Annotated in this window: 21 protein-coding genes; 6 read left to right on the top strand and 15 right to left on the bottom strand. The window is 69.8% G+C overall.

The window, feature by feature from the left end; all coding sequences use genetic code 11:
* Window position 1: 1 nt before the first annotated feature.
* The 5 genes from gspG to ACEZHJ_RS16625 form a co-directional block, all read right to left on the bottom strand.
* Window positions 2-490 carry a type II secretion system major pseudopilin GspG gene (gene gspG / locus ACEZHJ_RS16645; RefSeq protein ID WP_256379726.1) on the bottom strand — a complete coding sequence of 163 codons (489 nt, stop codon included), beginning with the start codon at window positions 488-490 and terminating at the stop codon, window positions 2-4.
* Window positions 491-507: 17 nt separating this feature from the next.
* Window positions 508-1,725 carry a type II secretion system inner membrane protein GspF gene (gspF, locus tag ACEZHJ_RS16640; protein WP_163141228.1) on the bottom strand — a complete coding sequence of 406 codons (1,218 nt, stop codon included), beginning with the start codon at window positions 1,723-1,725 and terminating at the stop codon, window positions 508-510.
* 41 nt (window positions 1,726-1,766) lie between these two features.
* Window positions 1,767-3,278, bottom strand: coding sequence for a type II secretion system ATPase GspE (gene gspE / locus ACEZHJ_RS16635; protein WP_163141231.1), 1,512 nt, complete (start codon window positions 3,276-3,278; stop codon window positions 1,767-1,769).
* A 4-nt stretch (window positions 3,279-3,282) separates the two neighbouring features.
* Entirely contained in the window at window positions 3,283-5,214 is a 1,932-nt protein-coding gene (gene gspD, locus ACEZHJ_RS16630) for a type II secretion system secretin GspD (protein ID WP_163141234.1), read from the bottom strand.
* A 74-nt stretch (window positions 5,215-5,288) separates the two neighbouring features.
* Window positions 5,289-6,179, bottom strand: coding sequence for a type II secretion system protein N (locus ACEZHJ_RS16625; protein ID WP_259199982.1), 891 nt, complete (start codon window positions 6,177-6,179; stop codon window positions 5,289-5,291).
* Between the two features lie 671 nt (window positions 6,180-6,850).
* On the opposite strand from ACEZHJ_RS16625, the gene rho reads away from it, so the two are divergent.
* Window positions 6,851-8,107: a transcription termination factor Rho gene (gene rho / locus ACEZHJ_RS16620; protein WP_018716545.1), complete on the top strand. Its 1,257-nt coding sequence runs from the start codon at window positions 6,851-6,853 to the stop codon at window positions 8,105-8,107.
* Window positions 8,108-8,180: 73 nt separating this feature from the next.
* On the opposite strand, the gene ACEZHJ_RS16615 is transcribed toward rho, so the two are convergent.
* The 6 genes from ACEZHJ_RS16615 to ACEZHJ_RS16590 all read right to left on the bottom strand — a co-directional run bounded on the left by ACEZHJ_RS16615 (window position 8,181) and on the right by ACEZHJ_RS16590 (window position 13,747).
* Entirely contained in the window at window positions 8,181-9,545 is a 1,365-nt protein-coding gene (locus tag ACEZHJ_RS16615; RefSeq protein WP_375036721.1) for an OmpP1/FadL family transporter, read from the bottom strand.
* A 195-nt stretch (window positions 9,546-9,740) separates the two neighbouring features.
* Window positions 9,741-10,736: a hypothetical protein gene (locus tag ACEZHJ_RS16610; protein WP_375036720.1), complete on the bottom strand. Its 996-nt coding sequence runs from the start codon at window positions 10,734-10,736 to the stop codon at window positions 9,741-9,743.
* A 98-nt stretch (window positions 10,737-10,834) separates the two neighbouring features.
* On the bottom strand, window positions 10,835-11,326 hold the full coding sequence (locus tag ACEZHJ_RS16605; RefSeq protein WP_163141564.1) for a dihydrofolate reductase: 492 nt from the start codon (window positions 11,324-11,326) through the stop codon (window positions 10,835-10,837).
* Between the two features lie 43 nt (window positions 11,327-11,369).
* Window positions 11,370-11,996: a malonic semialdehyde reductase gene (locus ACEZHJ_RS16600; RefSeq protein ID WP_163141566.1), complete on the bottom strand. Its 627-nt coding sequence runs from the start codon at window positions 11,994-11,996 to the stop codon at window positions 11,370-11,372.
* A 57-nt stretch (window positions 11,997-12,053) separates the two neighbouring features.
* Window positions 12,054-12,632 carry a flavin reductase family protein gene (locus ACEZHJ_RS16595; RefSeq protein WP_018716540.1) on the bottom strand — a complete coding sequence of 193 codons (579 nt, stop codon included), beginning with the start codon at window positions 12,630-12,632 and terminating at the stop codon, window positions 12,054-12,056.
* Complete coding sequence (locus ACEZHJ_RS16590; RefSeq protein WP_163141569.1) at window positions 12,629-13,747, bottom strand: LLM class flavin-dependent oxidoreductase; 1,119 nt, start codon at window positions 13,745-13,747, stop codon at window positions 12,629-12,631. Before ACEZHJ_RS16590 ends, ACEZHJ_RS16595 begins: the two co-directional genes overlap by 4 nt.
* Before the next feature lie 209 nt (window positions 13,748-13,956).
* Here ACEZHJ_RS16590 and ACEZHJ_RS16585 point away from each other — a divergent pair, with 209 nt between their 5' ends.
* The 4 genes from ACEZHJ_RS16585 (at window position 13,957) to ACEZHJ_RS16570 (ending at window position 19,777) form a co-directional block, all read left to right on the top strand.
* A complete protein-coding gene (locus ACEZHJ_RS16585; RefSeq protein WP_018716538.1) occupies window positions 13,957-14,535 on the top strand; it encodes a winged helix DNA-binding protein in 579 nt (192 codons plus the stop codon).
* Between the two features lie 35 nt (window positions 14,536-14,570).
* The gene (locus ACEZHJ_RS16580; protein ID WP_259199979.1) at window positions 14,571-15,728 is read left to right on the top strand and encodes a sensor histidine kinase; all 1,158 of its coding nucleotides are present in this window, start codon (window positions 14,571-14,573) and stop codon (window positions 15,726-15,728) included.
* A 160-nt stretch (window positions 15,729-15,888) separates the two neighbouring features.
* Window positions 15,889-16,482, top strand: coding sequence for an ANTAR domain-containing response regulator (locus tag ACEZHJ_RS16575; protein WP_018716536.1), 594 nt, complete (start codon window positions 15,889-15,891; stop codon window positions 16,480-16,482).
* A gap of 319 nt (window positions 16,483-16,801) precedes the next feature.
* Complete coding sequence (locus ACEZHJ_RS16570) at window positions 16,802-19,777, top strand: EAL domain-containing protein (RefSeq protein ID WP_163139661.1); 2,976 nt, start codon at window positions 16,802-16,804, stop codon at window positions 19,775-19,777.
* A gap of 16 nt (window positions 19,778-19,793) precedes the next feature.
* Here the strand turns inward: ACEZHJ_RS16570 and ACEZHJ_RS16565 are convergent, their stop codons facing one another.
* The 4 genes from ACEZHJ_RS16565 to ACEZHJ_RS16550 all read right to left on the bottom strand — a co-directional run bounded on the left by ACEZHJ_RS16565 (window position 19,794) and on the right by ACEZHJ_RS16550 (window position 23,833).
* Window positions 19,794-20,588 (bottom strand): thymidylate synthase, encoded by a 795-nt coding sequence (locus ACEZHJ_RS16565; protein ID WP_163139663.1) that lies wholly within the window; start codon window positions 20,586-20,588, stop codon window positions 19,794-19,796.
* The gene (gene lgt / locus ACEZHJ_RS16560) at window positions 20,585-21,388 is read right to left on the bottom strand and encodes a prolipoprotein diacylglyceryl transferase (protein WP_018716533.1); all 804 of its coding nucleotides are present in this window, start codon (window positions 21,386-21,388) and stop codon (window positions 20,585-20,587) included. The genes ACEZHJ_RS16565 and lgt overlap by 4 nt, the downstream gene beginning before the upstream one ends.
* Before the next feature lie 13 nt (window positions 21,389-21,401).
* Window positions 21,402-22,610: a class I SAM-dependent rRNA methyltransferase gene (locus tag ACEZHJ_RS16555; RefSeq protein WP_163139665.1), complete on the bottom strand. Its 1,209-nt coding sequence runs from the start codon at window positions 22,608-22,610 to the stop codon at window positions 21,402-21,404.
* A 137-nt stretch (window positions 22,611-22,747) separates the two neighbouring features.
* Window positions 22,748-23,833 carry a PLP-dependent cysteine synthase family protein gene (locus tag ACEZHJ_RS16550; RefSeq protein ID WP_018716531.1) on the bottom strand — a complete coding sequence of 362 codons (1,086 nt, stop codon included), beginning with the start codon at window positions 23,831-23,833 and terminating at the stop codon, window positions 22,748-22,750.
* A gap of 274 nt (window positions 23,834-24,107) precedes the next feature.
* Here ACEZHJ_RS16550 and ACEZHJ_RS16545 point away from each other — a divergent pair, with 274 nt between their 5' ends.
* Window positions 24,108-24,767 (top strand): TIGR04211 family SH3 domain-containing protein, encoded by a 660-nt coding sequence (locus ACEZHJ_RS16545; RefSeq protein ID WP_156831086.1) that lies wholly within the window; start codon window positions 24,108-24,110, stop codon window positions 24,765-24,767.
* The last annotated feature ends 102 nt before the right edge of the window (window positions 24,768-24,869 follow it).

The raw sequence follows: 24,869 nt of genomic DNA, 5'->3' as shown, positions 1-24,869 counted from the left end.
CCTACCCGTCGTCCGATTGCAGTTTGAGGCTGCTGATGTCGGCGTCCGCCCCGTCGCCGCCCGGACGGCCGTCCGCCCCGAGGGTGACGATCTCGACGCGCCCGCCGTCGCCGTCCTGGGGGCCGAGGTACTTGTAGGGATGACCCCACGGGTCCATCGGGAGTTCGCGGAGGTAGCCGCCGTCCTGCCAGTTCTCCGGCTCCGGCGGTGTATCCGGCCGTTTGACCAGCGCCTCCAGGCCCTGGGCGGAGGTCGGGTAACGGAAGTTGTCGAGCTTGTACATCTCCAGTGCGTTCTCGATGGTGCGCAGGTCGTGGCGCGCCTTGGTCAGTCGCGCCTTCTCCGGGTTGTCCATGATGTTGGGGACGGCGAAGGCCACGAGGATGCCGATGATGACCACCACCACCATGATCTCGATGAGCGTGAAGCCGCCCGCGCGGCGGCGCGGCGGTGACGTGAGGAGAGACGATGTGCTTCGGTTCCAGGACACGGGGGCCTCCGGGGCGGTCAGCGGCCGACGAGCTGGTTGAGCTCGAATATCGGCAGCATGATGGACAGGACGATGACCAGCACGATGCCGCCCATCACCACGATGAGCAGCGGCTCGAACAGGGCCAGGAGGGTGCCGATGAGGCCGTCGATCTCGCGTTCCTGGCTGGCGGCGGCGCGCTCGAGCATGCCCTCGAGATTGCCGCTGCCCTCGCCGCTGGCGACGAGATGAACCGTCATCGGCGGGAACTGGCCGCTGGCCTCCAGGGCCGGGGCGATGCCGGTGCCCTCGCGAATGCGGGAGGCGGCGTCCGCCACGGCCTCGCGCATGGGCAGGTTGGCGATCACGCCGGCGGAGATGCGCAGGGCCTCGAGCACGGCCACGCCGCTGCCCATGAGGATGCTGAAGGTACGCGCGAAACGCGCGGTGTTCAGCCCCCGCGTGAGCCGTCCGACGAGTGGCAGCCGTAATAGTGACGCATGCACGCGGCGGCGGAACGCCGGCCGGCGCAGCGACAGCGAGAAGATCACCGCCGCCGCCGCCAGCACCAGCAGCAGGGCCCAGCCCCAGTCGCGCAGGAAGCCGCTGGTGGCGATCAGCCCGCGGGTGAGTGCCGGCAGCGCCTGGCCGGTGTCGGCGAACACCCGGGTCACCTTGGGCACCACGTAGGTGAGCAGCAGGGTGACCACGCCGATGGAGATCACCACCAGCGCGAGCGGATAGATCAGCGCCTGCTGCACGCGCTGACGCATCTGCTGACGCTTCTCGACGTAGTCGGCGAGACGCTCGAGGACGATGTCCAGGTGTCCGGTCTGTTCCCCCGCGGCGACGGTGGCGCGATAGAGCTCGCTGAATACCCGCGGGAAGGCGGCGATCCCGGCGGCCAGGGGGTGGCCCTCCACCACCCGGGCGCGGATACCGGTCACCACCCGCCGGACCGCCGGGCGTTCGCTCTGGCGCGCCACCGTCCGCAGCGCCTCCTCCAGAGGGGTGCCCGAGCCCACGAGGGTGGCGAGCTGGCGGGTGAACAGCACCAGCTCCGCGGTGCGGATGCGCGCACGCCCGCCGGCCAGCCCGGCGCCGCGCTCGCGCCGTTCCCGGACCTCCTCGACGGCCACCGGGAGCCAGCCGCGCTCGCGCAGCTGCTGGCGGACCTGGCGGGGGCTGTCGCCCTCCAGCACGCCGCCGTGCTCGCGGCCCGCGGTGTCCAGTGCGGTGTATTCGTAGGCTGCCACTTAACCCCTCTCCCGGCGGGTCGGAGCGACCCGCCGCAGGCTCACTCCTCGGTGGTGACGCGCACCACCTCCTCCAGGGTCGTCTCGCCGGCCAGTACCCGGCGCATGCCGTCGGCGCGCAGCGCCGGCGTGCGGCGGCGCGCATGGGCCGCCATCGCCTGCTCGCCGGCACCGTCGTGGATGAGCCCGCGCATGGTCTCGTCCACGATCACCAGCTCGAACAGCCCGGTGCGTCCGCGGTAGCCGAGGTGGTTGCAGCGCTCGCAGCCGCAGGCGTGGTAGAGCACCGGGGGCGTGGCCGGCTCGACGCCGAGCTGGGCGCACTCCGCGGCGCTCGCCGTGTACGCCCGGCGGCAGGCGGTGCACAGCCGGCGCACCAGGCGCTGGGCGAGCACCCCGACAAGGCTGGAGGAGAGCAGGAAGGGCTCCACGCCCATGTCGCGGAGCCGGGTGACGGCGCCGATGGCGGTGTTGGTGTGCAGCGTGGAGAGCACCATGTGACCGGTCAGCGAGGCCTGGACCGCGATCTCCGCGGTCTCGAGGTCGCGGATCTCGCCGACCATGACCACGTCCGGGTCCTGGCGGAGGATGGCGCGCAGCCCGCGGGCGAAGGACATGTCGACGCGCAGGTTCACCTGGGTCTGGCCGACGCCGTCGAGGTAATACTCGATCGGGTCCTCGACGGTGAGGATGTTGCGGCTGCGGTCGTTGAGCCGTGCGATGGCGGCGTAGAGCGTGGTGGTCTTGCCGGAACCGGTGGGACCGGTGACCAGCAGGATCCCGTGGGGGCGGTGGACGAGGGCGTCGACCTCGCTGCGCAGCCCCTCGTCCATACCCAGGTGCTCCAGGTCCAGGCGCCCCGCCTGCTTGTCGAGCAGACGCAGCACCACGCGTTCGCCGTGGCCGCCGGGCAGGGTGGAGACGCGCACGTCCACCGCGCGCCCGGCGATGCGCAGCGAGATCCGTCCGTCCTGGGGGACACGCTTCTCGGCGATGTCCAGCCGGGCCATGACCTTGATGCGCGAGACCAGCAGCGGGGCCATGCTGCGTGGCGGCTCCAGGACCTCGCGGAGCACGCCGTCGACGCGAAAGCGCACCGTCAGCCGCGACTCGAAGGGTTCGATGTGCACGTCCGAGGCGCCCTCGCGGATGGCCTCGGTGAACAGCGCGTTGATCAGCCGGATGATGGGCGCGTCATCCTCGCTCTCGAGGAGGTCTTCCGGCTCGGGCATGGACTCGGCGAGGCGGGAGAGGTCCACGGCCTCGCCGATGTCCTCCATCGCCTGCATGGTCTCGCCGGAACGCGTCTCGTAGGCCTGCTGGAGCAGCCGCTCGAAGTGATCGGCGTCCAGGCGCTCGATGCGCAGGGGCACGCCGAGGCTGCGGCGGAGGTCCGCGATCACGGTCAGCGGGGCGTCGGTGCGGCAGACGACGTCGGCGCCGGCGGCGTCCACCGAGCGCACCAGCACGCCGTGGCGGCGGGCGAAGCCGAAGGACGGCCGCCGTGCGTCGCCGCCGGCCTCGTCGTGCTCGCTCAGCGGTTCGGTGGCCATGGCGCTATCGTCCCCGGGTGAACGGCGCCGGCAGTGCGGGGCGGCCGAGCGGTGGCAGCACCGGAGCGACGTCGTCGGGCAGCAGTGCCACCCCCGCGTCGCGCTGGGCGCGCTGGCGCTCGCGCATGCTGGCGTACTTGTCGCTGGCGTAGCGCGTCATCGTGGCCTCGTCGCGTACGATGCGCGGACGCAGGAAGACCATGAGATTGCGCTTCTCGCTCTGCGCCGAGCGGTAGCGGAAGAGGTTGCCGAGCACGGGGATGCTGCCGAGCAGGGGCACGCGCTGCTCGGTCTCGCGGACCTGCTCGTCGAGCAGCCCGCCGAGCACCACCAGGCGCCCGCTGTCCACCAGCACGCTGGTGCTGATCGAGCGTTTGTCGGTGATCAGATCCACGGCCCGGGTGCTCTCGCTGACGTTGGAGACCTCCTGCTGGATCTCGAGCATCACGGAATCGCCCTCGTTGATCTGCGGCTTGACCTTGAGGATGAGGCCGACATCCCGGCGTTCGATGGTCTGGAAGGGATTGACGTTGCTGCTGTCCGACGAGGCGGTGGTGTACGAGCCGGTGACGAAGGGCACGTTCTGGGCAACGGTGATCTCCGCCTCCTGGTTGTCGAGGGTGACCAGCGAGGGCGTGGAGAGGATATTGGTGTCCGCGTCGCTCGCCAGTGCCCGCAGCAGCGCCGCGAAGCGCACGCCACCGGCGAGGTCGCCCACGGCGAGGCTCAGGCCCGAGCCGATGTTGGGGATCTCCTGCTGGGACAGCGAGCCGATGATCCCGGCAAGGCTGTCACCGCCGCTCACGCTGTTGTTGCCGAAGCTCGTGCCGCCCACGGCCGTGTTGCCGTTGCCGCCGTCCACGGCCCACTGGAAGCCGAGCTCCGCGGCCATGTCGGCGGAGACCTCGGCGATGGCGGCCTCGATGAGCACCTGGGCGCGGCGGATGTCGAGCTTGTCGATGACCGCGGCGAGCTCGTTCTGCACGGCGGGGGGTGCGCTGATCACCAGCGAGTTGGTCGCCGCGTCGGCCTGGATGCTGACGGTCTTGCCGCTACCGCCGGCGCCGGCGGCGCCCCCCTCGCCGTCACCACCGCCGTCCGTCGCGGCGGAGGGCAGGTTCTCGCTGACCGACTGCAGGACCTCCGCGACGTCCTCGGCCTTGGCGTAGCTCAGGTAGACCACGCGGGTGTCGCCGCCCTGGTCGGCGCCGGCGTCCAGGCGCTCGACGAGCCGGCGTACCCGGGCGCGCTGGGCGTCGGTGCCCATGACCACCAGGGCATTGGTGCGCTTGTCCGCCGCCACCCGGACCGCCTGGGCGCCGGCCTCCTCGCCCTGACCGCCGAGAACCTCGCCGAGGGTCTCCGCCGCGGTCTCGGCGGTGGCGTGCTCCAGCGGAATCACCTCCGTGGCCGCGGCCCCGGCGCGGTCGACCTTGCGCACGACGTCGGCGATACGGGCCACGTTGCTGGCGTGGTCTGAGATGATCAGCGAGTTGGTCGGTGCGTAAGCGGCGAAATGGCCCTGCTGGGGCACCAGCGGCCGGAGTATCGGCACCAGCTGGGCCACCGGCACGTTCTCCACCGTCAGCACCCGGGTGACCACCGCGTCGCCGGTGTCCTCGCCGTCCTCGCCGCCGAGCTGGCGGGCGTTGACGTCCGGCACGATCTTGGTGACCTCGCCGGCGGGGATGGCCGAGAAGCCGTGGACCTGGAGGATGGAGAGGAAGACCTGGTAGAGGGCGTCGGCGTCCATGGGCCGGCGCGATATGACCGTCACCCGGGCATTCACGCGCGGATCGAGCACGAAGTTGCGACCCGTGACCTCCGCGACCGTGTCCACCAGCGCCGAGAGCTGGGCATCCTTGAGGTTGAGCGTGATCTGCTCCTGTGCGCCGGCAGTGCCGGCGGCGAGCACGGTCACGAGTGCCAGGAGCACGGCGGCGGCCCGGCCGCGCGCGCGACGGGCAGGGTTGGACGAACGGAGGGCGTGGATCCACGCTGCCACTGCGCCTACCCCCCGTTGCCGAAGTTCAGAGTGATCTGCCGCTCGCTGCCGTTGCGGCGTACCGTCAGTGTAACCTGCCCGGCGTTGCCAAGACGCTGGAGCGCCTGTACCGCTGAGCCCTCGTTGTCGAGCCGTACGTCGCCTACTGCGGTAATGACGTCCCCGGGCTCGAGTGCGGTGGCCGAGTACAGGGGTTCGGCGCCGCCCTGCAGGCGGTAGCCGATGAGCGTTCCGTCACTCTCCCGCACCGGGGCGGGTCTGAGCAGTCGCTGCACGGCGCCCGGGTCCGAGAGCAGCTGCTCTCGGTAGCCGGCGAGGGTCTGCGGCCCGGAAGGCGTGCCGCCCGGCTGTGACGACGATGCGCGGGGCGCCGCCGACTGCTCCTGTTGCGGGGGCGGGCTGGACTTCTCGGGCAGCGTGAGGGTCTCGCGGTGGCCGTCGCGGCTGAGGATCACGCGGTCCCGGCGTATGCCCTCAAGGCGGGCGCCGCCGGGCAGGGTGTCCCCGGGCCGGTAGAGGTGCTCGTCACCGCCGCCGGCGGCAATGATCGCCAGGCCGCTGTCCTCGCTGGGGCCGGCGACCACGCCGTGGAGAGTGAGGTCGAGCTGCGTCGGCGGTGCCTCGCGGGCCGGTGTGGGGGTGTCGTTATCCGCGGTGCGCCCGAACAGGTGGGCGGCGACGATGGGGGCGGTGTCCGGGGCCTCCTCGGCCGCATCGCCGGGCGCCGACTGTGCCGCCGGCTCCGGCGGCGGGGCGGTGGTGTCGCGGGGCCAGAGCTGCCAGCCGAGCAGCACCGCTTCCGCCCCGAGCAGGATCACGGCCGCCGCCGTGACGGCGACAGCGAGTGCGGATTCGACCCGGGAGCCGGGCTCGGTGAGGACGCTGGGCAGTGACATCACGCCGTTGGTGGCTCCACGCTCGTGGACGGGCGGTTATCCCGGTATCCGGTGGCGGGCTGGAACGCCGCCGCTGCGGCGTTGACACCCGCTTTGGGGGAGGCTAAGGTTACGACCGATATCGGCACCGTGTGCCTCCCTCACTGCTCAGCATAAGCTGGCCATATCCGCGCTGCCATTTATTTATAGCCCCAATCCCGAGACGACGGATGTTCCTGCGGCATTTTTCGTGTAATCGGCAAGGTGCTCCCGAGGGATTCAGGGCGTGAGCGCATCCGCCGCGGTTTTCCCGATGCCTGCGGTGCGATGGGGGCCTGGCAGTGTGCTCGGGTGATTGCGCGCAGTGCACGCCGCGGGAGCGCGGCGGCGCCGGCGGCAGCCGTCAGTGGTGGCGCGCGGGCGCGCGTCCGGGGAGCCACCGGCCCGGCCTTCCGGGAGGGTACCCCCGGCATGACGACGACAGAACAACAGTAACCGTGGAGGCCGCGGAGGCAGCGCGTTCGTCGTACTCGCGGGCCACTGCCTTCATCGAAGACGACCGGTGGATGCGGCGAGGGTGCTCCGCCCCTCGCCCCGTGATCGCAACAACCTCACAGCCGTGCCATTCGTGCGCCGGTCATGGTGACCGGGCCGATGCCGTGCGCGGGGCCAAATCCATGAAGCAGTAGCTGATGAATCTCACGGAACTCAAACAGAAACCTGCGACCGAGCTTGTGGAGATCGCCCAGGAGCTGGGCATCGAGGGCATGGCCCGCAACCGCAAGCAGGACGTCATCTTCTCCATCCTCAAGGCCCAGGCCAAGAAGGGCGAGGACATCTGGGGCAACGGCGTACTGGAGATCCTCCAGGACGGCTTCGGCTTCCTGCGCTCGGCGGACAGCTCCTATCTGGCCGGCCCGGACGACATCTACGTCTCCCCGAGCCAGATCCGGCGGTTCAGCCTGCGCACCGGCGACACGATCTCCGGCAAGATCCGGCCGCCGAAGGAGGGCGAGCGCTACTTCGCGCTGCTCAAGGTCGACGAGATCAACTTCGAGCGCCCGGACGCGGCGAAGAATAAGGTCCTGTTTGAGAACCTTACCCCGCTGTTCGCCAAGGACCGCATGGTCATGGAGCGGGGCAACGGCTCCACCGAGGACCTCACGGCCCGCGTCATCGACCTCACCGCGCCCATCGGCAAGGGGCAGCGCGGCCTGATCGTCTCTCCGCCGAAGGCGGGCAAGACCATGCTGCTGCAGAACATGGCCCAGTCGATCACGAGCAACTATCCCGAGTGCTACGTGATCGTGCTGCTCATCGACGAGCGGCCCGAGGAGGTCACGGAGATGCAGCGCACCGTGCGCGGCGAGGTGGTCTCCTCCACCTTCGACGAGCCGGCGAACCGCCACGTGCAGGTCGCGGAAATGGTGATCGAGAAGGCCAAGCGGCTGGTCGAGCACAAGAAGGACGTGGTGATCATGCTCGACTCCATCACCCGTCTCGCCCGTGCCTACAACACCGTCGTGCCCTCCTCCGGCAAGGTGCTCACCGGCGGTGTCGACGCCAACGCCCTGCACCGGCCCAAGCGCTTCTTCGGTGCGGCGCGCAACGTCGAGGAGGGCGGCAGCCTCTCGATCATCGCGACCTCGCTGGTCGAGACCGGTTCACGCATGGACGACGTGATCTACGAGGAGTTCAAGGGCACCGGCAACATGGAGATCCATCTGGATCGCCGCATCGCGGAGAAGCGGATCTATCCGGCCATCAATATCAATCGCTCGGGCACCCGCCGCGAGGAGCTGCTGATGACGCCGGACGAGCTCCAGAAGGTCTGGATCCTGCGCAAGCTCCTCCATCCGATGGATGAGCTCGCCGCCATCGAGTTCCTTCTCGACAAGCTCAAGGACACCAAGACCAACAGCGAGTTCTTCGATTACATGAAGCGCTGAGCGGGCATCCGGATGCCATCATGAGAAGGGCCGCCCCGCTTCTGCGGGGCGGCCCTTTTTTCGTGGCGGGGGATCAGAAGCGGTAGTCGGCGGAGAGGGCGAAGAGGTTCGCCGTGCCCTCGTAGGTGCCCGACAGGTTGCCGCGGCTCTCGTTCTCCAGATCGACGTCGCCGTCGTCGAAGAAGATGTGCATCCACGCACCGGTGATCGACAGCCGGTCGGTGGGCGAGAACGTCGCGCCGGCGGACAGCCAGCGGCGGTCCACGTCCGGCACGCGCGGCGTGCGGTGCTGGGCGTTCGGCACCGGGGATTCGTCCATGCCGATGCCGCCGCGCAGCGTCCAGCGGCCGGTGAGCGCGTAGCTCGCGCCCGTGGACAGGGCCCAGGTGTTCTCCCAGTTCTCCTCGGTCACGCTGTTCGGGGTGTTGTCGCCGAACTTGACCACCAGCTCGTCGAATTTGCTCCACTCGGTCCACTCGGCGTTGAACATCAGCGCCAGGCGGTCGGTGGCCTGGTGGTAGATGCCCAGGTTCAGGCTCGCCGGCGTCGTGAGATCCGCCTTGCCGGAGGTGTCGGTGAATTGGCCCCCCGCCTGGGCGCCGGCGAGTACCGCCTGTGATGTCGCGTCGGTGGCGCTGAACTCGGCGTCCCCCTTCAGGGTGAGGTCCACCTTGGAGCGGTAGCTCACGCCCACGCGGGTGCGGTCGGTGACCTGGAACAGCGCGCCGAGGGTGTAGCCCACGCCCCAGTCGTCGCCGGTGACCTCGGCGAAGCCGTCATTGTTGCCGGGGGACGCGCCGGGTACTTCCTGTTGAGCGCCAACCCCCCCGAGGTCCAGCGCGTTGGACAGGGTCGCGTCGGCGTACTGCACCCGCAGGCCGCCGGCGAGCGAGAGCCGGTCGGTGACACGGAAGTTCAGGGTGGGCTGGATGTCGACGACCTTCAGGTCCGTCTCCAGGGCCTGGTAGCGCCCGATCCAGTCGTGATCGTAGTCGGTGGGCAGGCCGTACGGCGCGTAGACGGCGAGGCCGGCGTCCAGCGAGTCGTTGAGCTGGGTCTTGACGGCGAAGGAGGGCACCAGGGCGGTCTCGCCGCTCTTGCCCTTGCTGCCGTCGTAGGGGAATCCGTCACTGGAGCCGTTGAGTGGGGCCCCGTAGGGAGAGGCCTGACCGTCCTCGAGATCGAACTCGGCGTCGATGTAGGCCAGGCTGCCGGCGATCTGGGTGCCGTCGATGTTGCCCAGTGCCGCCGGGTTGTAGGCCATGAAGCTGACGTCCTCTGCGCCGGCGGCGGCGCTGGCGAGCGAGTTGGCGAGGGCCTTGGCGCTCTGCTCGCGGATCTGGAAGCCGGTGGCGTGGGCGGTTGCCATCGCGCCGGCGAGGCCGAGTGCCGACGTGGCGATGATCAGGCGGCTTGCGCCTCGATGACGGGCGGACATGGGCTCTCCTCCTGGTTCTCTGACTTGTCGTCGTGATAACAGGGGCAGGCCCGTTCGGCTGGTTGCGCCAAGCATGCCCCCTTTTGCAGGGAAAATAGGCGGGCTGTCCGGCCGCGTCAATACGCTTGCGTATGGAAATGCCGGAAAAGCGCGCACCGGGCCCCGGCCCGGTGCGCTTTGCGGAGGGGGGTTGGCTTAGCCGGCGGGCGGAAGGATGAATTCGGCCGCCGGTGGCGCCTTGCCGGAGCTGCGCTCGAGCAGCAGCAGGCCGTTTGCGGTACGTCCCTTCACCGTGAGTGTGCCCACGGTCTCGCCGGGAATCCATGCGACCGGGTCGCCGCCCTGGCGCAGCACGCGTCCGCTCTCGTGGACGGTCAGCTGGCTGCCGGTAGCGAGCTGGGTGCCGGCGGGGTCCATGACCCAGCGGCCGTCGCCGGTGCTGCGCACGTGGAAGATGCGGGGGGCGAGGCGGAAACGCTCGATCGCATGGAGGTAGACACTGTCCGCCAAGGCGGCGAGGCTCTGCTCGGCGGCGCCGTCGTCGGTGGCCGGCAGGGTGACCCGGTAGGCCGGGTAGCGGATGCCGAGATCCAGGTCCACCAGGCTCACGGTCAGGGGGAGCTGGCCGCCGCGGGCCTCGGTGCCGTCGATAATGGCCACCATGCGGGCGCCGGAAGCGGCGGCCACCGCCGGTCCGCACTCGGCGAGGGTGTCCAGCGAGCACTCGACCCCGTCGAGGGCCTGCTGCAGGCGCTGCTGGCTGACCGCGGTCAGCGGGTATTCGCCGGCAACGCGGGTCATCGCCGTGTAGGCGCGGGTGGCCGCCAGGTCCGTGGCATTGGGGAAGAGCAGCGCCACGCCGGGGCCCGCCTCGGTGGTAGTGGCCTGGCCGCGCCGTGCCGCCGTGCCGCCGCCCTGGCGCAGGTCGGCGCGCAGGCGGGCGACCTCCTGTTCCAGCCGGCGGGTATCCGCGCCGCTGGACGACGCGTCCTTGCCGAAGATCAGCTCGCCGACGGACGGAATGGCGCCGTCCTCCAGGTCGGACTTGTGCGCCTCCGTGTCCAGGGGATCGTAGTCGCTGGGCAGCGCCCCCGGCTCGGTGTGCTTCTGGCGGGTGGATTCCGTGTTCGCGCAGCCGCCGGCCATCAGGACGGTGACGACGAGGGCGGCCAGCAGAAGGGAGCGCACCATGGATCTGTTCCTCAAACGTCTCGGTTGGGTCTGTCCCGGACGGCGCCGGGTGGCACCGGTTCGCGCGCCAGCATAGGCAAGCACCGTGAGCACTGCAATCAATCCCGTTCCAGGCGCTGGAAGGTCAGCGGCCACGGGTTGTCGGCGTCGGCCCCCCGGTGCTGCTCATCGACGACCCGCCAGCCGGCGTCCAGCGCCGGGAAGCGGGTGTCCCCGTCGAGCTCGGCGTCGATCACGGTGAGCTCGATGCGCCGGGCGCGGGGCAGGAACAGCGCGTAGATCTCGGCGCCGCCGATGATCATCACTTCGGGGACGTCGCCGGCCGCCGCCAGGGCGGACTCGGCGGAATCGACCACCGTACAGCCCGGGGCCGCGAAGGACGGGTCGCGGCTCATCACGATGTTGTGCCGTTTCGGCAGTGGCCGGCCGATGTCGTCGTAGTTGCGCCGGCCCATGACCACCGGTTTGCCCCGGGTGTACGCCACGAAATGGCGCATATCCGCGGGCAGCCGCCAGGGCAGCGAGCCATTCGCGCCGATCACGCGGTTACGCGTCATCGCCGCGATCAGTGTCACCAGGGGCGTGCTCATGCCGGCCATTGTACCGTCGACGGCGGCGTGCGGCACGCTTGCCTCACTCGATGCGGCAGGCCTCGTCGAAGGCCGGGCGCGGGTTGCGTGAATACACCGTGTCCGGGTCGCCGTAGCCGATGTTGCACAGGAAGTTGGTGCGGATACTTGTGCCGGCGAAGAAGGCCTCGTCCACCATTGCCGGATCGAAGCCGGACATCGGCCCACAGTCGAGCCCGAGGGCCCGTGCGGCGATGATCAGGTATGCCCCCTGGAGGCTGCCGTTGCGGAACGCCGTGGTCTCGGCGAAGGCCGGGCTGTCGCGGAACAGGCCGCTGACGTCCTTGTGCGGGTTCAGCCAGGGCAGCCACTCCCAGAAGCGCAGGTCGTGGGCGACGATGGCGGTGACCGGGGCGGACAGGGTCTTGTCGACGTTGCTCTTCATCAGCGCCGGTGCGAGCCGTTCCTTGGCCTCCGGCGAGCGCACGAACACGACCCGCATGGGGCAGCCGTTGAAGCTGGTCGGTCCCATGGTGGCGAGGGCATGCATCTCGCGGAGCTGTTCGTCGGTGACCGGCCGGTCGAGCCAGCCGTTGTAGGTCCGTGCCTCACGGAAGATCCGGTCCAGGGCCGCGTCGTCGAGCGCCGGTGTTGCCGTCGCGTGTGCGGGCGCCGCATGCTCTCGCTGCATGGCGTTCTCCTCGCCTCTCGGGTGGGTGTGGTCGACGTGCCGGCGGGCGCGGAGCGGTCAGTGCCCCTGGCGCGCCGGTGCCGTGCTGGTGACGAAGTGGCCGTCGCGGTAGAGCAGCGGCGAGGTGGCGCCGCTGCCGGTCGTCGCGACCACGTCGCCGACGATAATGCCATGAGAGCCTTCCTCATGGACACGCACGATCCGGCAGTCGAAGCCGACGAGGGCGTCCTCGAGCACCGGCGCGCCGGTGCGCAGCGGCGCCCAGCGACCCGCCGCGAAACGCGCCTCTCCCCGGCAGGCGTCGCCGGAGGCGAAGCGCATGGCGAGCGTCTCGTGATGTGCGGCGAGGACATTGAGCGCGAGTACCCGGCGGCCGGCGATGACGGGATAGGCGCTGCTGTCGCGGTTGATGCAGACCAGTATCCGCGGCGGGTCCACGCTCAGCGAGCAGAACGAGGACACCGTCAGCCCCGCGGGGCCGTCCGGCCCCCGGGTCGTCGCCAGCGCCACGGGCGCCGCGATGCCGCGCATGCCGCTGCGGAACTCGGCGCCGTCGACGAACTGGCTGAAGGTCTCGCCGGCGATCACCGCCGACAGCGCCGCCATGGCGGTGTGGGCGTCGTGCATCCCGGTCATGCCGCGCCCGCCACCGGCAGCCGCAGGCCGCGATCCTCCAGGCGGGGCAGGACCTCGTCGCGGAAGTAGGGGAACTCCTCGACGTAGTCCACGAACGCCAGGGTGGTGCCCGCGAAGCCGGTCTCGTAGAGGCGCTGGATCCCGTCGGCGACGGTGTCCGGGTCGCCGACCAGCGGGTAGCCGCCGTGGCCCCCGGCCATGCGGTCGCGCAGCAGCCGGATGACCTCTTTGGGGAAGGATTCGGCGTGGGCGAACATCAGGTTGATGATGTTGTCCACGGCCTCCCAGTCCGCGTTCTCCTGGGAGTAGTAGTGGTGGTACTCCTCGGCCTCCTTTCTGGTCGGCCGGCAGACGACGTAGGAGAGGGTGAACAGCCCCACGTTGCGCCCGACGCCGGCGGCCTGCTCCTTGATCGCTGCGATCTCTTCCCTGGACCTGTCCAGGTCGATGGCCGGGGTGAACAGGTAGTCGGCGTTGCGCACGGCGAAGTCGCGGCCCTGCTGGGAACCGGCGGCGTTGAAGATCGGCACCTTGTCGGTTTTCGGCAGCGGCAGGCTGTAGGTGTCCCTGAGCTGGTAGAACTCGCCATCCCAGTCGAACGGTCCGGTCTCGGTCCACAGCTTGCGGACGATATCGAACCACTCCTGACCGAAGCGGTAACGGGTCTCGTGGTCGTCCGGCATGGTCATGCCGAGGGCGTCGTACTCCGGCTTGTTCCAGCCGCAGACCACGTTGAGCCCGGCGCGGCCGTTGCTCATGTTGTCCATCGTCGCGAGCTGCTTGGCGACCACCACCGGGTGATTGAACGCGGTGTGGATCGTGGAGAAGACGTTGATGTTCTTCGTCTGCGCCAGCAGTCCCGCGGCCCAGGTGACGGTCTCCAGGACACTACCGTGGAAGTTGGTGGCACCGCCGTAGCCGATCCAGCGGGCGATGGGCAGAAGGAACTCCAGCCCCGCCTCGTCGGCCATCTGCGCGAGCCTGAGGTTATTCTCCCAGGAGTTGTTCCAGCGCTCCGGCACCTTGGTCACGGCCAGGCCGCCGGAGCAGTTGGGTGAGAAGATCCCCAGCTTGAAGGGGTTGTCGTTGAAAACGGGCGCGGTCCTGACGGTCATGGCGGTGCTCCTCCTCGGGTGTGCTTCCCTCACGGATCTGCAGGTTTTCGTGCTTTTTTCTAGTAATTTACTAGTAAAACGATATGACTTTTCTTTTAGACGTAAATTTTTTCCCCGTCAAGTATGCCCCGCCGGCCGTCGGGCTTGTGCTGAGCTGCCAGGCCTGTTGTCGTTTGGACTGGTCCCTGCACCGAGAAGAGAGGAGAGCGATGTCGGAGCACGAGGGTCGGGAAGGAGAGGCGCCCGCGGATGATTTCACCCTGGACCGGCACTGGCACCTGGCGGGTGACGAAAAGGAGATGGCGCTCACCGAGATCGAGCACACGATGCTGCGGCTGACCGCCGCCTTCGAGCGCTGGCAGTCCGAGTGCCTGGCGGCCGTGACACACCGGCCGGTATCCGGATCGGATAATGCCGTGCTGCATGTGGTGCGCATGAAAGAGCGTCCCAAGACGGTCGCGGAGATCGCCCGCCTGCTCAACCGCGACGACATCAGCAACATCCAGTACGCGCTCAAGAAGCTCAAGTCCGCGGGGCTGGTGGACAAGCAGGCCTCGCGCAAACGTCGCGGCGTGGCCTATTTCGTCACCGACCAGGGTTACGAGGTCACGGAACGTTTCGCCCAGCTGCGCCGTGAGATGCTGATCCGCATGATCCCCAATGAGGAGAACTGGCAGGCGCAGTACGAGGTGGCGCACCGGCTGCTCAACCAGCTCCAGGGCATCTATGATCAGGCGGCGGTCTACGTGGTCAGTCACCGCGCGCCGATGGATGACGAGTCGCTGTAGGAGGCGAGTCACCGACTGGACAAGGGGGGACGGGTATGGCCGGTGTCGAGGGGGGCTGGGAGGCGCTGTTCGTCGCGCTCGGTGCGACGCCGGCGCTGTGGGGCGGCATCCTGTTCGGGGCGGTGGCCGGTGGTGCGGTGACGGCGGCGGTGCTCGGCGGCCGCCATCGCCGCATACGCGCGGGGATCCATCGGGCCCTGGTCCAGCAGGCGGCGGACGCCATCGTCGTCGCCGACCTCTCTGGGGCGATCCACGACGTCAATGAACAGGCCGCGATACTGCTGGGTCATCCCCGAGGCCGGCTCAGGCGAATGGCGGTCCGCGATATCCATCCCCCGGATGAGAAACCGGCCCTGGACGCCGCGTTTGCGGACATGCGCTCCACGGGCTTCTCCCTGCGTGAGCACGAGGTGATCCACGCCGATGGTACCCGCATACCCGTGGAGGTGGCGGGGCGGCGTGTCGACCGGCGTTTCGGGCCCTGCCTGTATGTCGGGGTCTTCCGCGACCTGAGCGAGCGCCGCGAGCGCGAACGTGAGCGCCTGCGTGAGGAGCGCCGTCAGCGCGAGGCACTGATCCGCGAGGTCCATCACCGGATCAAGAACCACCTCCAGGGACTGCTTGGCCTCATCGCCGGCCAGGTGGAGGCGGAGCCCGCCCTGGCACCGCGCCTGCGTGCCGTGATGGGGCAGGTCAACGCCATCGCCACCGCCCACGGCCTGCAGGGGCGTACCCCCGGTGGCGAGAGCCTGCTCTGCGAGTTGGTCCGTGCCGTCTGCGAGGGCGTGGTCGCGATCACCGGCGAGCACCGGGCGGTCGACCTCTCACTGGACGTCGTCAGCCCGGTGGGGCTCGATCCCGGGGAGGCCATTCCCGTCGCCCTGGTCGTCAACGAGCTCGTGATCAATGCGTTCAAGCACGGGCGCCGCGACGGGGACCCCGGACCGGCGGTGGCGGTGACAGTCACCGGTGCGCCCGATGGTGCCTGCGTCTGCGTGCGCAATGCCGCGGACGTGGCGGACGGTGCCGACCTTCCGCGCGACGGCAATGGCGGCGTCGGTCTCGGCCTCGCGTACCGTCTCCTGCCACGCCCCGGTGCCGAACTCTCGCTTCAGGCGGGTGACGGCCGGGTCGCGGCCCGGCTGGTGCTCAGGCACCCCGTGGTACGCCCGCCCCGGCGGGTGCCCGGCTGATCCGGCGTGGGGTGGCCGGCGCAAACCGCTGATTTTGTGAGGTTCGTCACGGCGTGACGGGATCCTGCCCGGCAGTTGTAAATGGCACGCCGGCCGTGTAAAAGGCATCCTTGCCGCGCGCCGCCGCGTGCTCATCCGCAAAAGACGCTTGGGGGAAGCTATGGCCGAGGGCCGGGTACTGCTTGTGGACGATGACCGGCTGGTGCTCGCCACCCTGGGCGACGGATTGCGGCGGGCGGGGATGACGGTCCTCGAAGCGGACAGCGGCCACCAGGCCATCGACTGCCTCGGCGATAACGAGGTGGACCTTGCCGTCATTGACGTGCGGATGCCGGGCATGTCCGGGCTCAGCCTCGCGGGCTGGCTGGCCGAGCACACCGCACTGCCCTTCATATTCCTGTCCGCCTACGAGGATCCGGAGACGGTCAGCGAGGCCATCCGCTACGGGGCCCTGACCTACCTCGTGAAACCCCTGCAGAGCAACCAGCTCGTGCCCGTGCTCAACGCCGCCATGGCACGAGGCCGCGAGCTTCATCAGCTCCGAGAGCACCGTGACCAGCTCGAACGGGCGGTGCAGGGCAGCCGCAGCGTCAGCGTCGCGGTGGGGCTGGTCATGGAGCGTGCCGGCATCGGCCGAAGCGAGGCCTTCAACCGGCTGCGCGGTCATGCACGGGACCAGCGGCGCCGCCTCGAGGAGGTGGCGGAGGAGTACATCGAGGCCAGCGAATTGTTTCTCGGTGTGTGCAGGAATTGATCGTTTCGGCGCGCCCAGGGCGTCAGCGTGCCGCTTTCCGGCAATTTTTTTGCTTTGCACAGGGGCTTCGGGGGTGGCGAAGCGCCGGATGGGTGTTTAGGGTTACCGGGGACGGGGTATCGGTGTCAGTGGGGCCAAGCCCTCGCCCCTCACCGTGAAACACCGGCCGCGTCCTTAATCCGGAAAAACGAGTTTGCGCCCGGTGCCACTGCGGTATCGTCAGCGTGATGCCTTCCGCCCCGAACCCGCGGAGCCGTCGATTGGGTCAGCAGGCAGCTGCCGCGGGCCGGTAATGCCCATTGCCGGATGCGAGGGGGAAATGGAATCGACCGACAAGGATGCGCCGGCGACGCGCATGGCGCAGAGTCTCGGCCTCGACCACGGTGAGCTCGAGCGCCGCAAGGCGTTCCTCGAGTTCACCGGCCGTGATGCGGCCCTGCTCGCCGAGCTGGCCGTGCAGCTCGGCGGCTCGATCGACGACGCCCTGGACGAATTCTACGATCACCTCGCTCGTTTCCCGGAGATGCGCGATATCCTCGATCGCGACCCGGAGCATCTCCAGGGGCTGAAGCAGCGCCAGCGCCAGCATTTCAGGGAGCTCGCCACAGGGCCGCACGACGACGCGTTCGTCATGCGGCGGCTGCGCGTCGGCCGCGTGCATCACCGGGTCGGGTTGGCGCCGGCCTGGTATATGGGTGGCTACGCGAAGTACCTGCGTGCCCACCTGCCGAGCCTCTGGAGCGCCGCGGCGGGGGACATCCCGTGGTTCATGCAGGCGCTGGACGCGCTGCACAAGATCGTCTTCCTCGACATCACCCTCGTGCTGGAGGCCTATTTCGAGTCGGATCGCGCCGCGCTCGAATCCGCCCGGCGGCGGCTTCAGCGGGCCCAGGAGGCGGCCCGGCTCGCGGTATGGGAATGGGACGTGGACGATGGCCGCGTGCGCTGGTCGGAGACGGCAGCGAGCCTGTTCGCCCGCGGGGACGCCGGCATGCCCGATGACCGGACGTCGCTGCTCGCCCTGCTCGACCCCCGCGATGCCGCGGATGCGGAGGCGGCACTCGCGCGCGCACTGAGCGACGGCCAGGGGCTGTACGTCGAGTTCCGCGTGAGCGCCCGGCCCGGCGCCTGGCTGAGCGCGTCCGGGCGGGTCGAGCGCGATGCCGCGGGCCGGGCGCGGCGGATCGTGGGCGTGATCCAGGACATCTCCGAACGGCGCGAGCGCGAGGCGATGCTGCGCGCCCAGGAGGGCAAGTTCCGGGCGCTCATGGACAATGCCGCGGACGGCATGCTGATCGCCGATGCGGACGGCCGGGTGATTGACTGGAACCAGCGCTTCGCCGAGCTGTACGGTGACGAGGCACCGCTGACGGACCGCGACCTGGCCTCGTTTCATCCGGAACCGGAGCGGCAGCGCGTGGCGGCCGCTCTTGCCGCTGCGGGCCAGGCCCGCGGCCGCCTGGTCAGCGGCAGCCTGCTGTGCGCAGGCCACGAGCCTGTGCCGGTGGAGGTCTCCTTCACCCGTATCCAGTGGCTGAACGAGTCCCTGGTCCTTGCGGTGTACCGCGATCTCTCGGAGCGCTCGCGCACGGAGGCGGAGCTGCGCAAGCTCGGCCGGGCGCTGCAGCAGGCCCACGACGCCGTGATGATCACCGACCGCAGGGGCCGGATCGAGTTCGTGAACACGAGCTTCGAGCGGGAGACCGGTTATACCCAGCGCGAGGTCCTCGGACGCACCCCGCGGCTGCTGAAGTCCGGGCGCCATGACCCGGAGTTTTACCAGCGACTCTGGGATACGCTGAGCCGCGGGGAGGTATTCCGGGAGTCGTTCATCAACCGCCGAAAGGACGGCTCGCTGTACCACGAGGCCAAGCTCATAACCCCCCTGAGGGACGGCGACGGCGGGATCACCCATTTCGTGTCCACCGGGCGGGACATATCCAGGCGCATGGAGATGGAGCGCCGGCTCCAGCGCCTGGCCTACCAGGACGCCCTCACCGGGTTGCCCAATCGCACGAGCCTGCTCGAACGTCTCGAGGTGGCCCTCACGGACGCCAACGAGCGCGGCACACCGCTGGCGCTGCTCTATCTCGACCTCGACCAGTTCAAGGGCATCAACGACACCATGGGCCACGCCGCCGGCGACAGCGTGCTCAAGCAGGTGGCCCGGCGGCTGCGCCGCGAGACCCGCGGCGCGGACACCGTGGCCCGCATGGGGGGCGACGAGTTCGCGGTGATCGTCACCGGGGCCAACCGTGACGCGGTGGCGCACCTGGGCGAGCGGCTGCTGCGGGTGATCAGCGAGCCGTTCCTGCTGGAGGGCCGCGGGATCTATCCCATGGGCAGCATCGGCATCGCGGTCTATCCCCAGGACGGCACCACCGTAACCTCGCTGCTCAAGCACGCGGACACGGCGATGTACCGCGCCAAGCGCCGCGGGGGCGGACAGGAGTTCTTCGCCCCGCAGATGAACGAGTCCGTGAGCAGCCAGTTCACCCTGGAGAACGAACTCCGCCGGGCGGTCAGCAAGCACGAATTCCGTCTCGCCTTCCAGCCCCAGGTCTCGCTCGTCGACGGGCGTATCCGCGGTGCGGAGGTGCTGCTGCGATGGCGTTCGCCGTCGCTCGGCGAGGTTTCCCCCGCGCGGTTCATGCCGGTGCTCGAGGCCAACGGTGTGATCGTCCAGCTCGGCGAATGGGTGATACGCATGGCCTGCCGCGCGTTGCGGGACTGGCGCGCCGAGGGGTTCGATCTGCCCCGGATCGCCATCAACGTGGCGCCGGTTCAGCTGGAGGCCGACGGTTTCGTGGAGATGGTCCGGCGCGAGCTCGCCGAGGCCGGCCTGGTGCCCGCGGACCTCGAGATCGAGGTGGTGGAGACCTCGCTGATGAGCGACTTCGAGGCCATCAGTGCGTCGCTGCGCGAGCTCCGGGACCTCGGCGTCGCCCTCGCCCTGGACGACTTCGGTACCGGCTTCTCCGCGCTCAGCTACCTGCGGCGGCTGCCCGTGACCGTGGTCAAGGTCGATCGCGAGTTCGTCCAGAAGGCCCCTTCCGAGCCCGCCGACGCCAGCCTGGTGGAGGCGATCATCGCCGTCGGCGACCGTTTCGAGCTCGAGGTGGTGGGCGAGGGCGCGGAGACCGCCGAGCAGGTGGCGTTCCTGCGCGAGAGCGGCTGCCAGACCGTGCAGGGATTCTACTTCGCCCGGCCCATGGAGGCGGCCGCGTTCCGCGAATTCCTCGCCGGCAACGGCGCCGGGGTGTCCCTGGAGGCGCTCGGCGACGGGGGCCGTTGAGCCCCCGCCCGTTTGCCTACACGGCCACGGGGGCCTTGATGTGGGGGTGGGACTGGTAGCCTTCGAGGCGGATGTCGTCGTAGCGGAAGGCGAACAGGTCGGTGACCGCCGGGTTGAGCACCAGCCTCGGCAGCGGCAGGGGGTCGCGGGCGAGCTGCTGGTCCGCCTGCTCCAGGTGATTCACGTAGAGGTGGGCGTCACCGAGGGTGTGGATGAACTCGCCGGGCTCGAGGCCGGTGACCTGCGCGACCATGTGCGTGAGCAGCGCGTAGGAGGCGATGTTGAACGGCACCCCAAGGAAGATGTCGGCGCTGCGCTGGTAGAGCTGGCAGGACAGCCGGCCCTCGGCCACGTAGAACTGGAACAGGGCGTGGCACGGCGGCAGGCCCATGCGGTCGAGGTCGGCGACATTCCAGGCGCTGACGATGTGGCGCCGGGAGTCGGGGTTGTGCCGGATCTGTTCGAGCACGTCGGCGAGCTGGTCGATGTGGCCGCCGTCCGGGGTCGGCCAGGAGCGCCACTGGACCCCGTAGATGGGGCCGAGGTCGCCGTTGGCGTCGGCCCATTCGTCCCAGATGGAGACGCCGTTGTCCTTGAGGTAGGCGATATTGGCGTCACCGGCGAGGAACCACAGCAGCTCGTGGATGATCGAGCGCAGGTGCAGCCGCTTGGTGGTCACGACCGGGAAGCCCTCGGCGAGATCGAAGCGCATCTGGTGGCCGAACACCGAGACGGTGCCGGTGCCGGTGCGGTCGGCCTTGCGCACGCCGTTGTCGCGCACGTGGCGCATGAGATCGAGGTACTGTTTCATGATGTCGCTGCGGGCCGGTTCGTGCTACTGCCGTAGGCCCAGGCCAGCAGCGCTGCGCCGCCGATGATCATCGGCGCGGACAGGACCTGGCCCATGGTCAGCCAGCCCCAGGCGAGGTAGCCGAGCTGCGGGTCCGGCAGGCGCACGAACTCCACGATGAAACGGAACGTGCCGTAGCACGCGAGGAACAGGCCGGCGACCGCCCCCGTGGGGCGCGGGCGCCGGGAAAACCACCATAGCACGACGAACAGCACCACGCCCTCAAGGGCGAACTCGTAGAGCTGGGAGGGGTGACGGGCGACCGGGCCGAGCGGCGGGTAGACCATGCCCCAGGGCAGGTCGGTGGGTGCGCCCCAGAGCTCGCCGTTGATGAAGTTGCCGAGCCGTCCGGCGCCGAGCCCGATGGGCACGATCGGGGCGACGAACTCGATCACCTCGAAGAACCCGCGGCGGATGCGCCGGGCGAACAGCCACACGGTCACGAGCACGCCGATGAGCCCGCCGTGGAAGGACATGCCGCCCTCCCAGATGCGGAACAGGCTCAGCGGGTCGGCCGCCAGCCGGTCGAGGCCGTAGAAGAGCATGTAGCCCAGGCGCCCGCCCACGACCACGCCGATGGCGACGTAGACGATCAGGTCGTCCATCTGCACGGGCTCCAGCGGCCGCCAGGGGGCGCGGGCGCGGCGGCGCGCCAGCCACCAGCCGGCGAGGAAGCTCACCGCGTACATCAGTCCGTACCAGTGCACGGCGACGGGGCCGAGCTGTATCGCGATGGGATCGATCTGGGGATACGTCAGCATCGGGCGTGGTCCGTCACGGCGTGGTGTCGGCGAGCAGCATGCGCGCGAACACCGCCTTGATGTAGCGCGTCTCCGGGATCGCCGGATGCACGGGGTGGTCCGGACCCTGCTGGCCGAAGCCGATCACCTGCAGGCTGCGGTCGAGGTGGCGGGCACTGCCGAGCAGGGTGGCGAGGAAGTCCTGCTCGTCCAGGTGGGCCGAGCACGAGGCGGAGGCGAGCAGGCCGTCCGGCTCGAGGACCTGCAGCGCGGCCTGGTTGAGGCGGCGGTAGGCCTTGAGCCCGTTGCGGCGGTCCCGGCGCCGCTTGATGTAGGCCGGCGGGTCGGCGATCACCACGTCGAAGCGCTCGCGGTCGGCGCGCAGGGCCTGGAGCACATCGAGGACGTCGCCGCAGGCGACGGAGACGCGGTCGTCGAGACCGTTCGCCTCGGCGTTGCCTGCTGCCGCCTCGCAGGCATCCCGGGAGGCGTCCACCGTGAGGACCTCGGCCGCGCCCGCCGCCGCGGCCTGGATACCCCAGCCCCCTGCGTAGCTGAACAGGTCGAGCACCCGTGCGCCCTTCACCCACGGCGCGATCGCGGCGCGGTTGGCTCGGTGGTCGTAGTACCAGCCGGTCTTCTGCCCGGAGGCCGCGGGCACCTGGAAGGTCACCCCGTTCTCCTCGACGGTGAGGGTCTCCGGGCCGGGGGGGCCGGCCCAGCTCACGTAACGCTCCAGCCCCTCCAGCTCGCGGATGGCGGCATCGCAGCGCAGCAGGATGTGGGCCGGGGCGATCACGCGCTGCAGCGCGGCGACCACGGCGTCGCGCACTGCCTCCATGCCGGCGGTGTTGACCTGTACCACGGCGACGTCGCCGAAGCGGTCCACCACCAGGCCCGGCAGGCCGTCGCCCTCGCCGTGGACCAGTCGGTAGAAGGGCCGGTCGAAGAGTCGCTCGCGCAGCGACAGCGCCACGTTGAGCCGGTGCACGAGCATCGACTCGTCCAGCGCCCGTACCTGGCCGCGGCTGACGAGCCGTGCGCAGATCAGCGAGTGGGGGTTGGCGTAGCCGGAGCCGATGACCCGGCCGCCCTGGGCGCGGATGGTCACCGGCGCACCCGGCGTCAGGGTGGCGAGCGGCGAGCGCGCGGTATCCACCTCGTTGCTGAACACCCACAGGTGGCCCGCGCGCAGGCGGCGGTCCTCACCCTTCTTTAGAAACAGGTCCTGAAAGTCGTCCATTGGCTCCGTCGTCGCTGGGCTGCGGGCGCCGTGCCCGCGGGGCGCACCATTGTGCCTGCTCGCGCGCCCGGAGCGAACCGCGGGTGTCCCCCGGTCCGTTGGCTGCGGTCTGCCGTCCTGCCGGACGGGGCCCCGTGTCAGTCCGGCTCCGGCATGCGGTAGCCAGGCGTGGAGCGCATCAGCTGGAGTTCCTCGTCGTTCATCGACGCCTCGATGCCCTCGAACAGCGGCGTCGAGAGGTAGCGCTCGCCGGTGTCGGGGAGCATGGCGAGGAGCACCGAGCCGGCCGGCGCCCGTTCGGCGACGGCCAGCGCGGCGGCGAACGTCGCCCCGCCGGAGACACCGGTGAACAGCCCCTCCTCCCGGGCCAGCCGGCGGGACCACTCGATGCTCTCCGCGCCACTCACCGGCACGAGCTCGTCGACATAGCCCTTGTCGAGGGCTTCCTGGAGCACCCACGGGATGAAGTCCGGGGTCCAGCCCTGGATGGGGTGGGGCTGGAAGGCGGAGTGGCCCGCGGTGGGCTCGTGGCGCTCATTGCGGGGCTGGGGCTCGCCGCTGCCCACCAGCGGGGCATTGTCCGGCTCGCTCAGCACGAGCCGGACGTCCGGGCGGCTGGCGCGCATGGCGCGGCCGATGCCGGTGATGGTGCCGCCGGTGCCGTAGCCGCTGACGATATAGTCCAGGCGCTGGCCGTCGAAGTCCGCGAGGATCTCCCGGGCGGTGGTGGCCTCGTGGATGTCCGCGTTGGCCTCGGTCTCGAACTGGTGCGCGAGGAACCAGCCGTGGGTGTCGGCAAGCTCCCTGGCCTTCTCGTACATGCCGTAGCCCTTGAGCTCCCGCGGGGTGAGGACCACCCGCGCACCGAGGAAGCGCATGAGCTTGCGCCGTTCCACCGAGAAGCTCTCCGCCATGGTCACCACCAGCGGATAGCCGCGGGCGGCGCAGACCATGGCCAGGCCGATCCCGGTGTTGCCGCTGGTCGCCTCGACCACTGTCTGGCCGGGTTGGAGATCGCCGCGGCGCTCCGCCGCCTCGATGATGTTCAGTGCCAGGCGGTCCTTCACCGAGGAGGCGGGGTTGAAGAACTCCGCCTTCACGTACATCGACACGTGGCCGGGCGCGAGGCGGTTGATGCGGATGCACGGCGTGTCGCCAACGGCGTCGGCGGCACTGTCATAGAGACGGCCGCGGCCGGCCGTGGTCCTCGTCTGCGGGTCCATGTTCCCCTCCTGCCGGGTGGTCGGTGACGCGGCGATACCGGCTCCTGATCGTACCCCGCCGCCGCGGTCGACCCAAGGCCCGTGCGGTGCTCGGTTTTGCCGGTCCCCGCCATGGGCTACAATCCGGGCGTTTTCGGGGACTGATTCTTCATCCACGGGTGAAGATCGGTGGGGGTGACGTAACCGTCCGCCCGTGGCGCGGGGGCGCCGCGAGGCGGATTGCGTTCCATCGCGCCCCGTTACCGGGGCCTTCCCGGCCAACAGGAGTGTGTTCGTGCGACAGCCAGCCCGCGTGATTCTCGCCGCCGTGCTCATGGCGTTTGCCACCGTGGCGCTCGCCCAGGCGACCCGTTACGTCACCGACGAGTTCCGCATCAACCTGCGCAGCGGACCCGGTAACGGTTACCGCATCCAGAGCATGCTGCCCACCGGCGAGGTGCTCACGCTGATGGACAGCCGTGACGGCTGGAGCCAGGTGCGCACCCGGGACGGGCGCTCGGGCTGGGTGCCGTCGCAGTATCTCAGCAGCGAGCGTCCCGCCGCGGACCGGCTTGCCTCGATGGAGGACCGGGTCAACGAGCTGGAGCAGCGCAACAGCGAGCTGTCCTCCCAGCTGGAGACGACCAAGCAGCAGCTCGCCGATGCCAACGAGCAGGTCGATGCCCTCTCCGGCACCCGAGAGGAGATGGCGCAGAAGCTCGAGCAGGCCAAGGAGGGGCTCAAGCTCTCCGAGGAAAACGACCGGCTGACCAAGAAGAAGATCGATCTGGAGCGCCGTATCCAGGATCTGGTCAACGAGACCGAGCGCCTTTCCGACCGCAAGCAGCAGGACTGGTTCCTGGTGGGGGCGGGGGTGCTGTTCGCCGGCATGATCATCGGGGTTCTGGTGACCCGCATCCGCTGGCGACGGCGATCGAGCTGGGGCGACCTCTAGACGGACCGAATCGCGTCGGGGCGCCCCAGGACCTGCCTGTGCCGCGCCCCGGGCTTGCTCCGGGCGCGGGATCCACGCAGTCTCGAATCACTGACCCGAGTT

Origin of the sequence: Arhodomonas sp. KWT2 (assembly GCF_041949875.1) — a bacterium.
Taxonomy (GTDB): Bacteria; Pseudomonadota; Gammaproteobacteria; order Nitrococcales; family Nitrococcaceae; genus Arhodomonas; species Arhodomonas aquaeolei.
This window is presented reverse-complemented; position numbering and strand designations above follow the sequence as displayed.

Bases quoted from the DNA above. Each gene is read 5' to 3' on its own strand.
- ACEZHJ_RS16625 (WP_259199982.1), bottom strand. From the start codon at position 6,179: ATGTCACTGCCCAGCGTCCTCACCGAGCCCGGCTCCCGGGTCGAATCC.
- ACEZHJ_RS16605 (WP_163141564.1), bottom strand. From the start codon at position 11,326: ATGAGCACGCCCCTGGTGACACTGATCGCGGCGATGACGCGTAACCGC.
- ACEZHJ_RS16590 (WP_163141569.1), bottom strand. From the start codon at position 13,747: ATGACCGTCAGGACCGCGCCCGTTTTCAACGACAACCCCTTCAAGCTG.
- gspE (WP_163141231.1), bottom strand. From the start codon at position 3,278: ATGGCCACCGAACCGCTGAGCGAGCACGACGAGGCCGGCGGCGACGCA.
- ACEZHJ_RS16580 (WP_259199979.1), top strand. From the start codon at position 14,571: ATGGCCGGTGTCGAGGGGGGCTGGGAGGCGCTGTTCGTCGCGCTCGGT.
- lgt (WP_018716533.1), bottom strand. From the start codon at position 21,388: ATGCTGACGTATCCCCAGATCGATCCCATCGCGATACAGCTCGGCCCC.
- ACEZHJ_RS16600 (WP_163141566.1), bottom strand. From the start codon at position 11,996: ATGCAGCGAGAGCATGCGGCGCCCGCACACGCGACGGCAACACCGGCG.
- ACEZHJ_RS16615 (WP_375036721.1), bottom strand. From the start codon at position 9,545: ATGTCCGCCCGTCATCGAGGCGCAAGCCGCCTGATCATCGCCACGTCG.
- ACEZHJ_RS16555 (WP_163139665.1), bottom strand. From the start codon at position 22,610: ATGGACGACTTTCAGGACCTGTTTCTAAAGAAGGGTGAGGACCGCCGC.
- ACEZHJ_RS16570 (WP_163139661.1), top strand. From the start codon at position 16,802: ATGGAATCGACCGACAAGGATGCGCCGGCGACGCGCATGGCGCAGAGT.
- ACEZHJ_RS16610 (WP_375036720.1), bottom strand. From the start codon at position 10,736: ATGGTGCGCTCCCTTCTGCTGGCCGCCCTCGTCGTCACCGTCCTGATG.
- rho (WP_018716545.1), top strand. From the start codon at position 6,851: ATGAATCTCACGGAACTCAAACAGAAACCTGCGACCGAGCTTGTGGAG.
- ACEZHJ_RS16585 (WP_018716538.1), top strand. From the start codon at position 13,957: ATGTCGGAGCACGAGGGTCGGGAAGGAGAGGCGCCCGCGGATGATTTC.
- ACEZHJ_RS16595 (WP_018716540.1), bottom strand. From the start codon at position 12,632: ATGACCGGGATGCACGACGCCCACACCGCCATGGCGGCGCTGTCGGCG.
- ACEZHJ_RS16565 (WP_163139663.1), bottom strand. From the start codon at position 20,588: ATGAAACAGTACCTCGATCTCATGCGCCACGTGCGCGACAACGGCGTG.
- ACEZHJ_RS16575 (WP_018716536.1), top strand. From the start codon at position 15,889: ATGGCCGAGGGCCGGGTACTGCTTGTGGACGATGACCGGCTGGTGCTC.
- ACEZHJ_RS16550 (WP_018716531.1), bottom strand. From the start codon at position 23,833: ATGGACCCGCAGACGAGGACCACGGCCGGCCGCGGCCGTCTCTATGAC.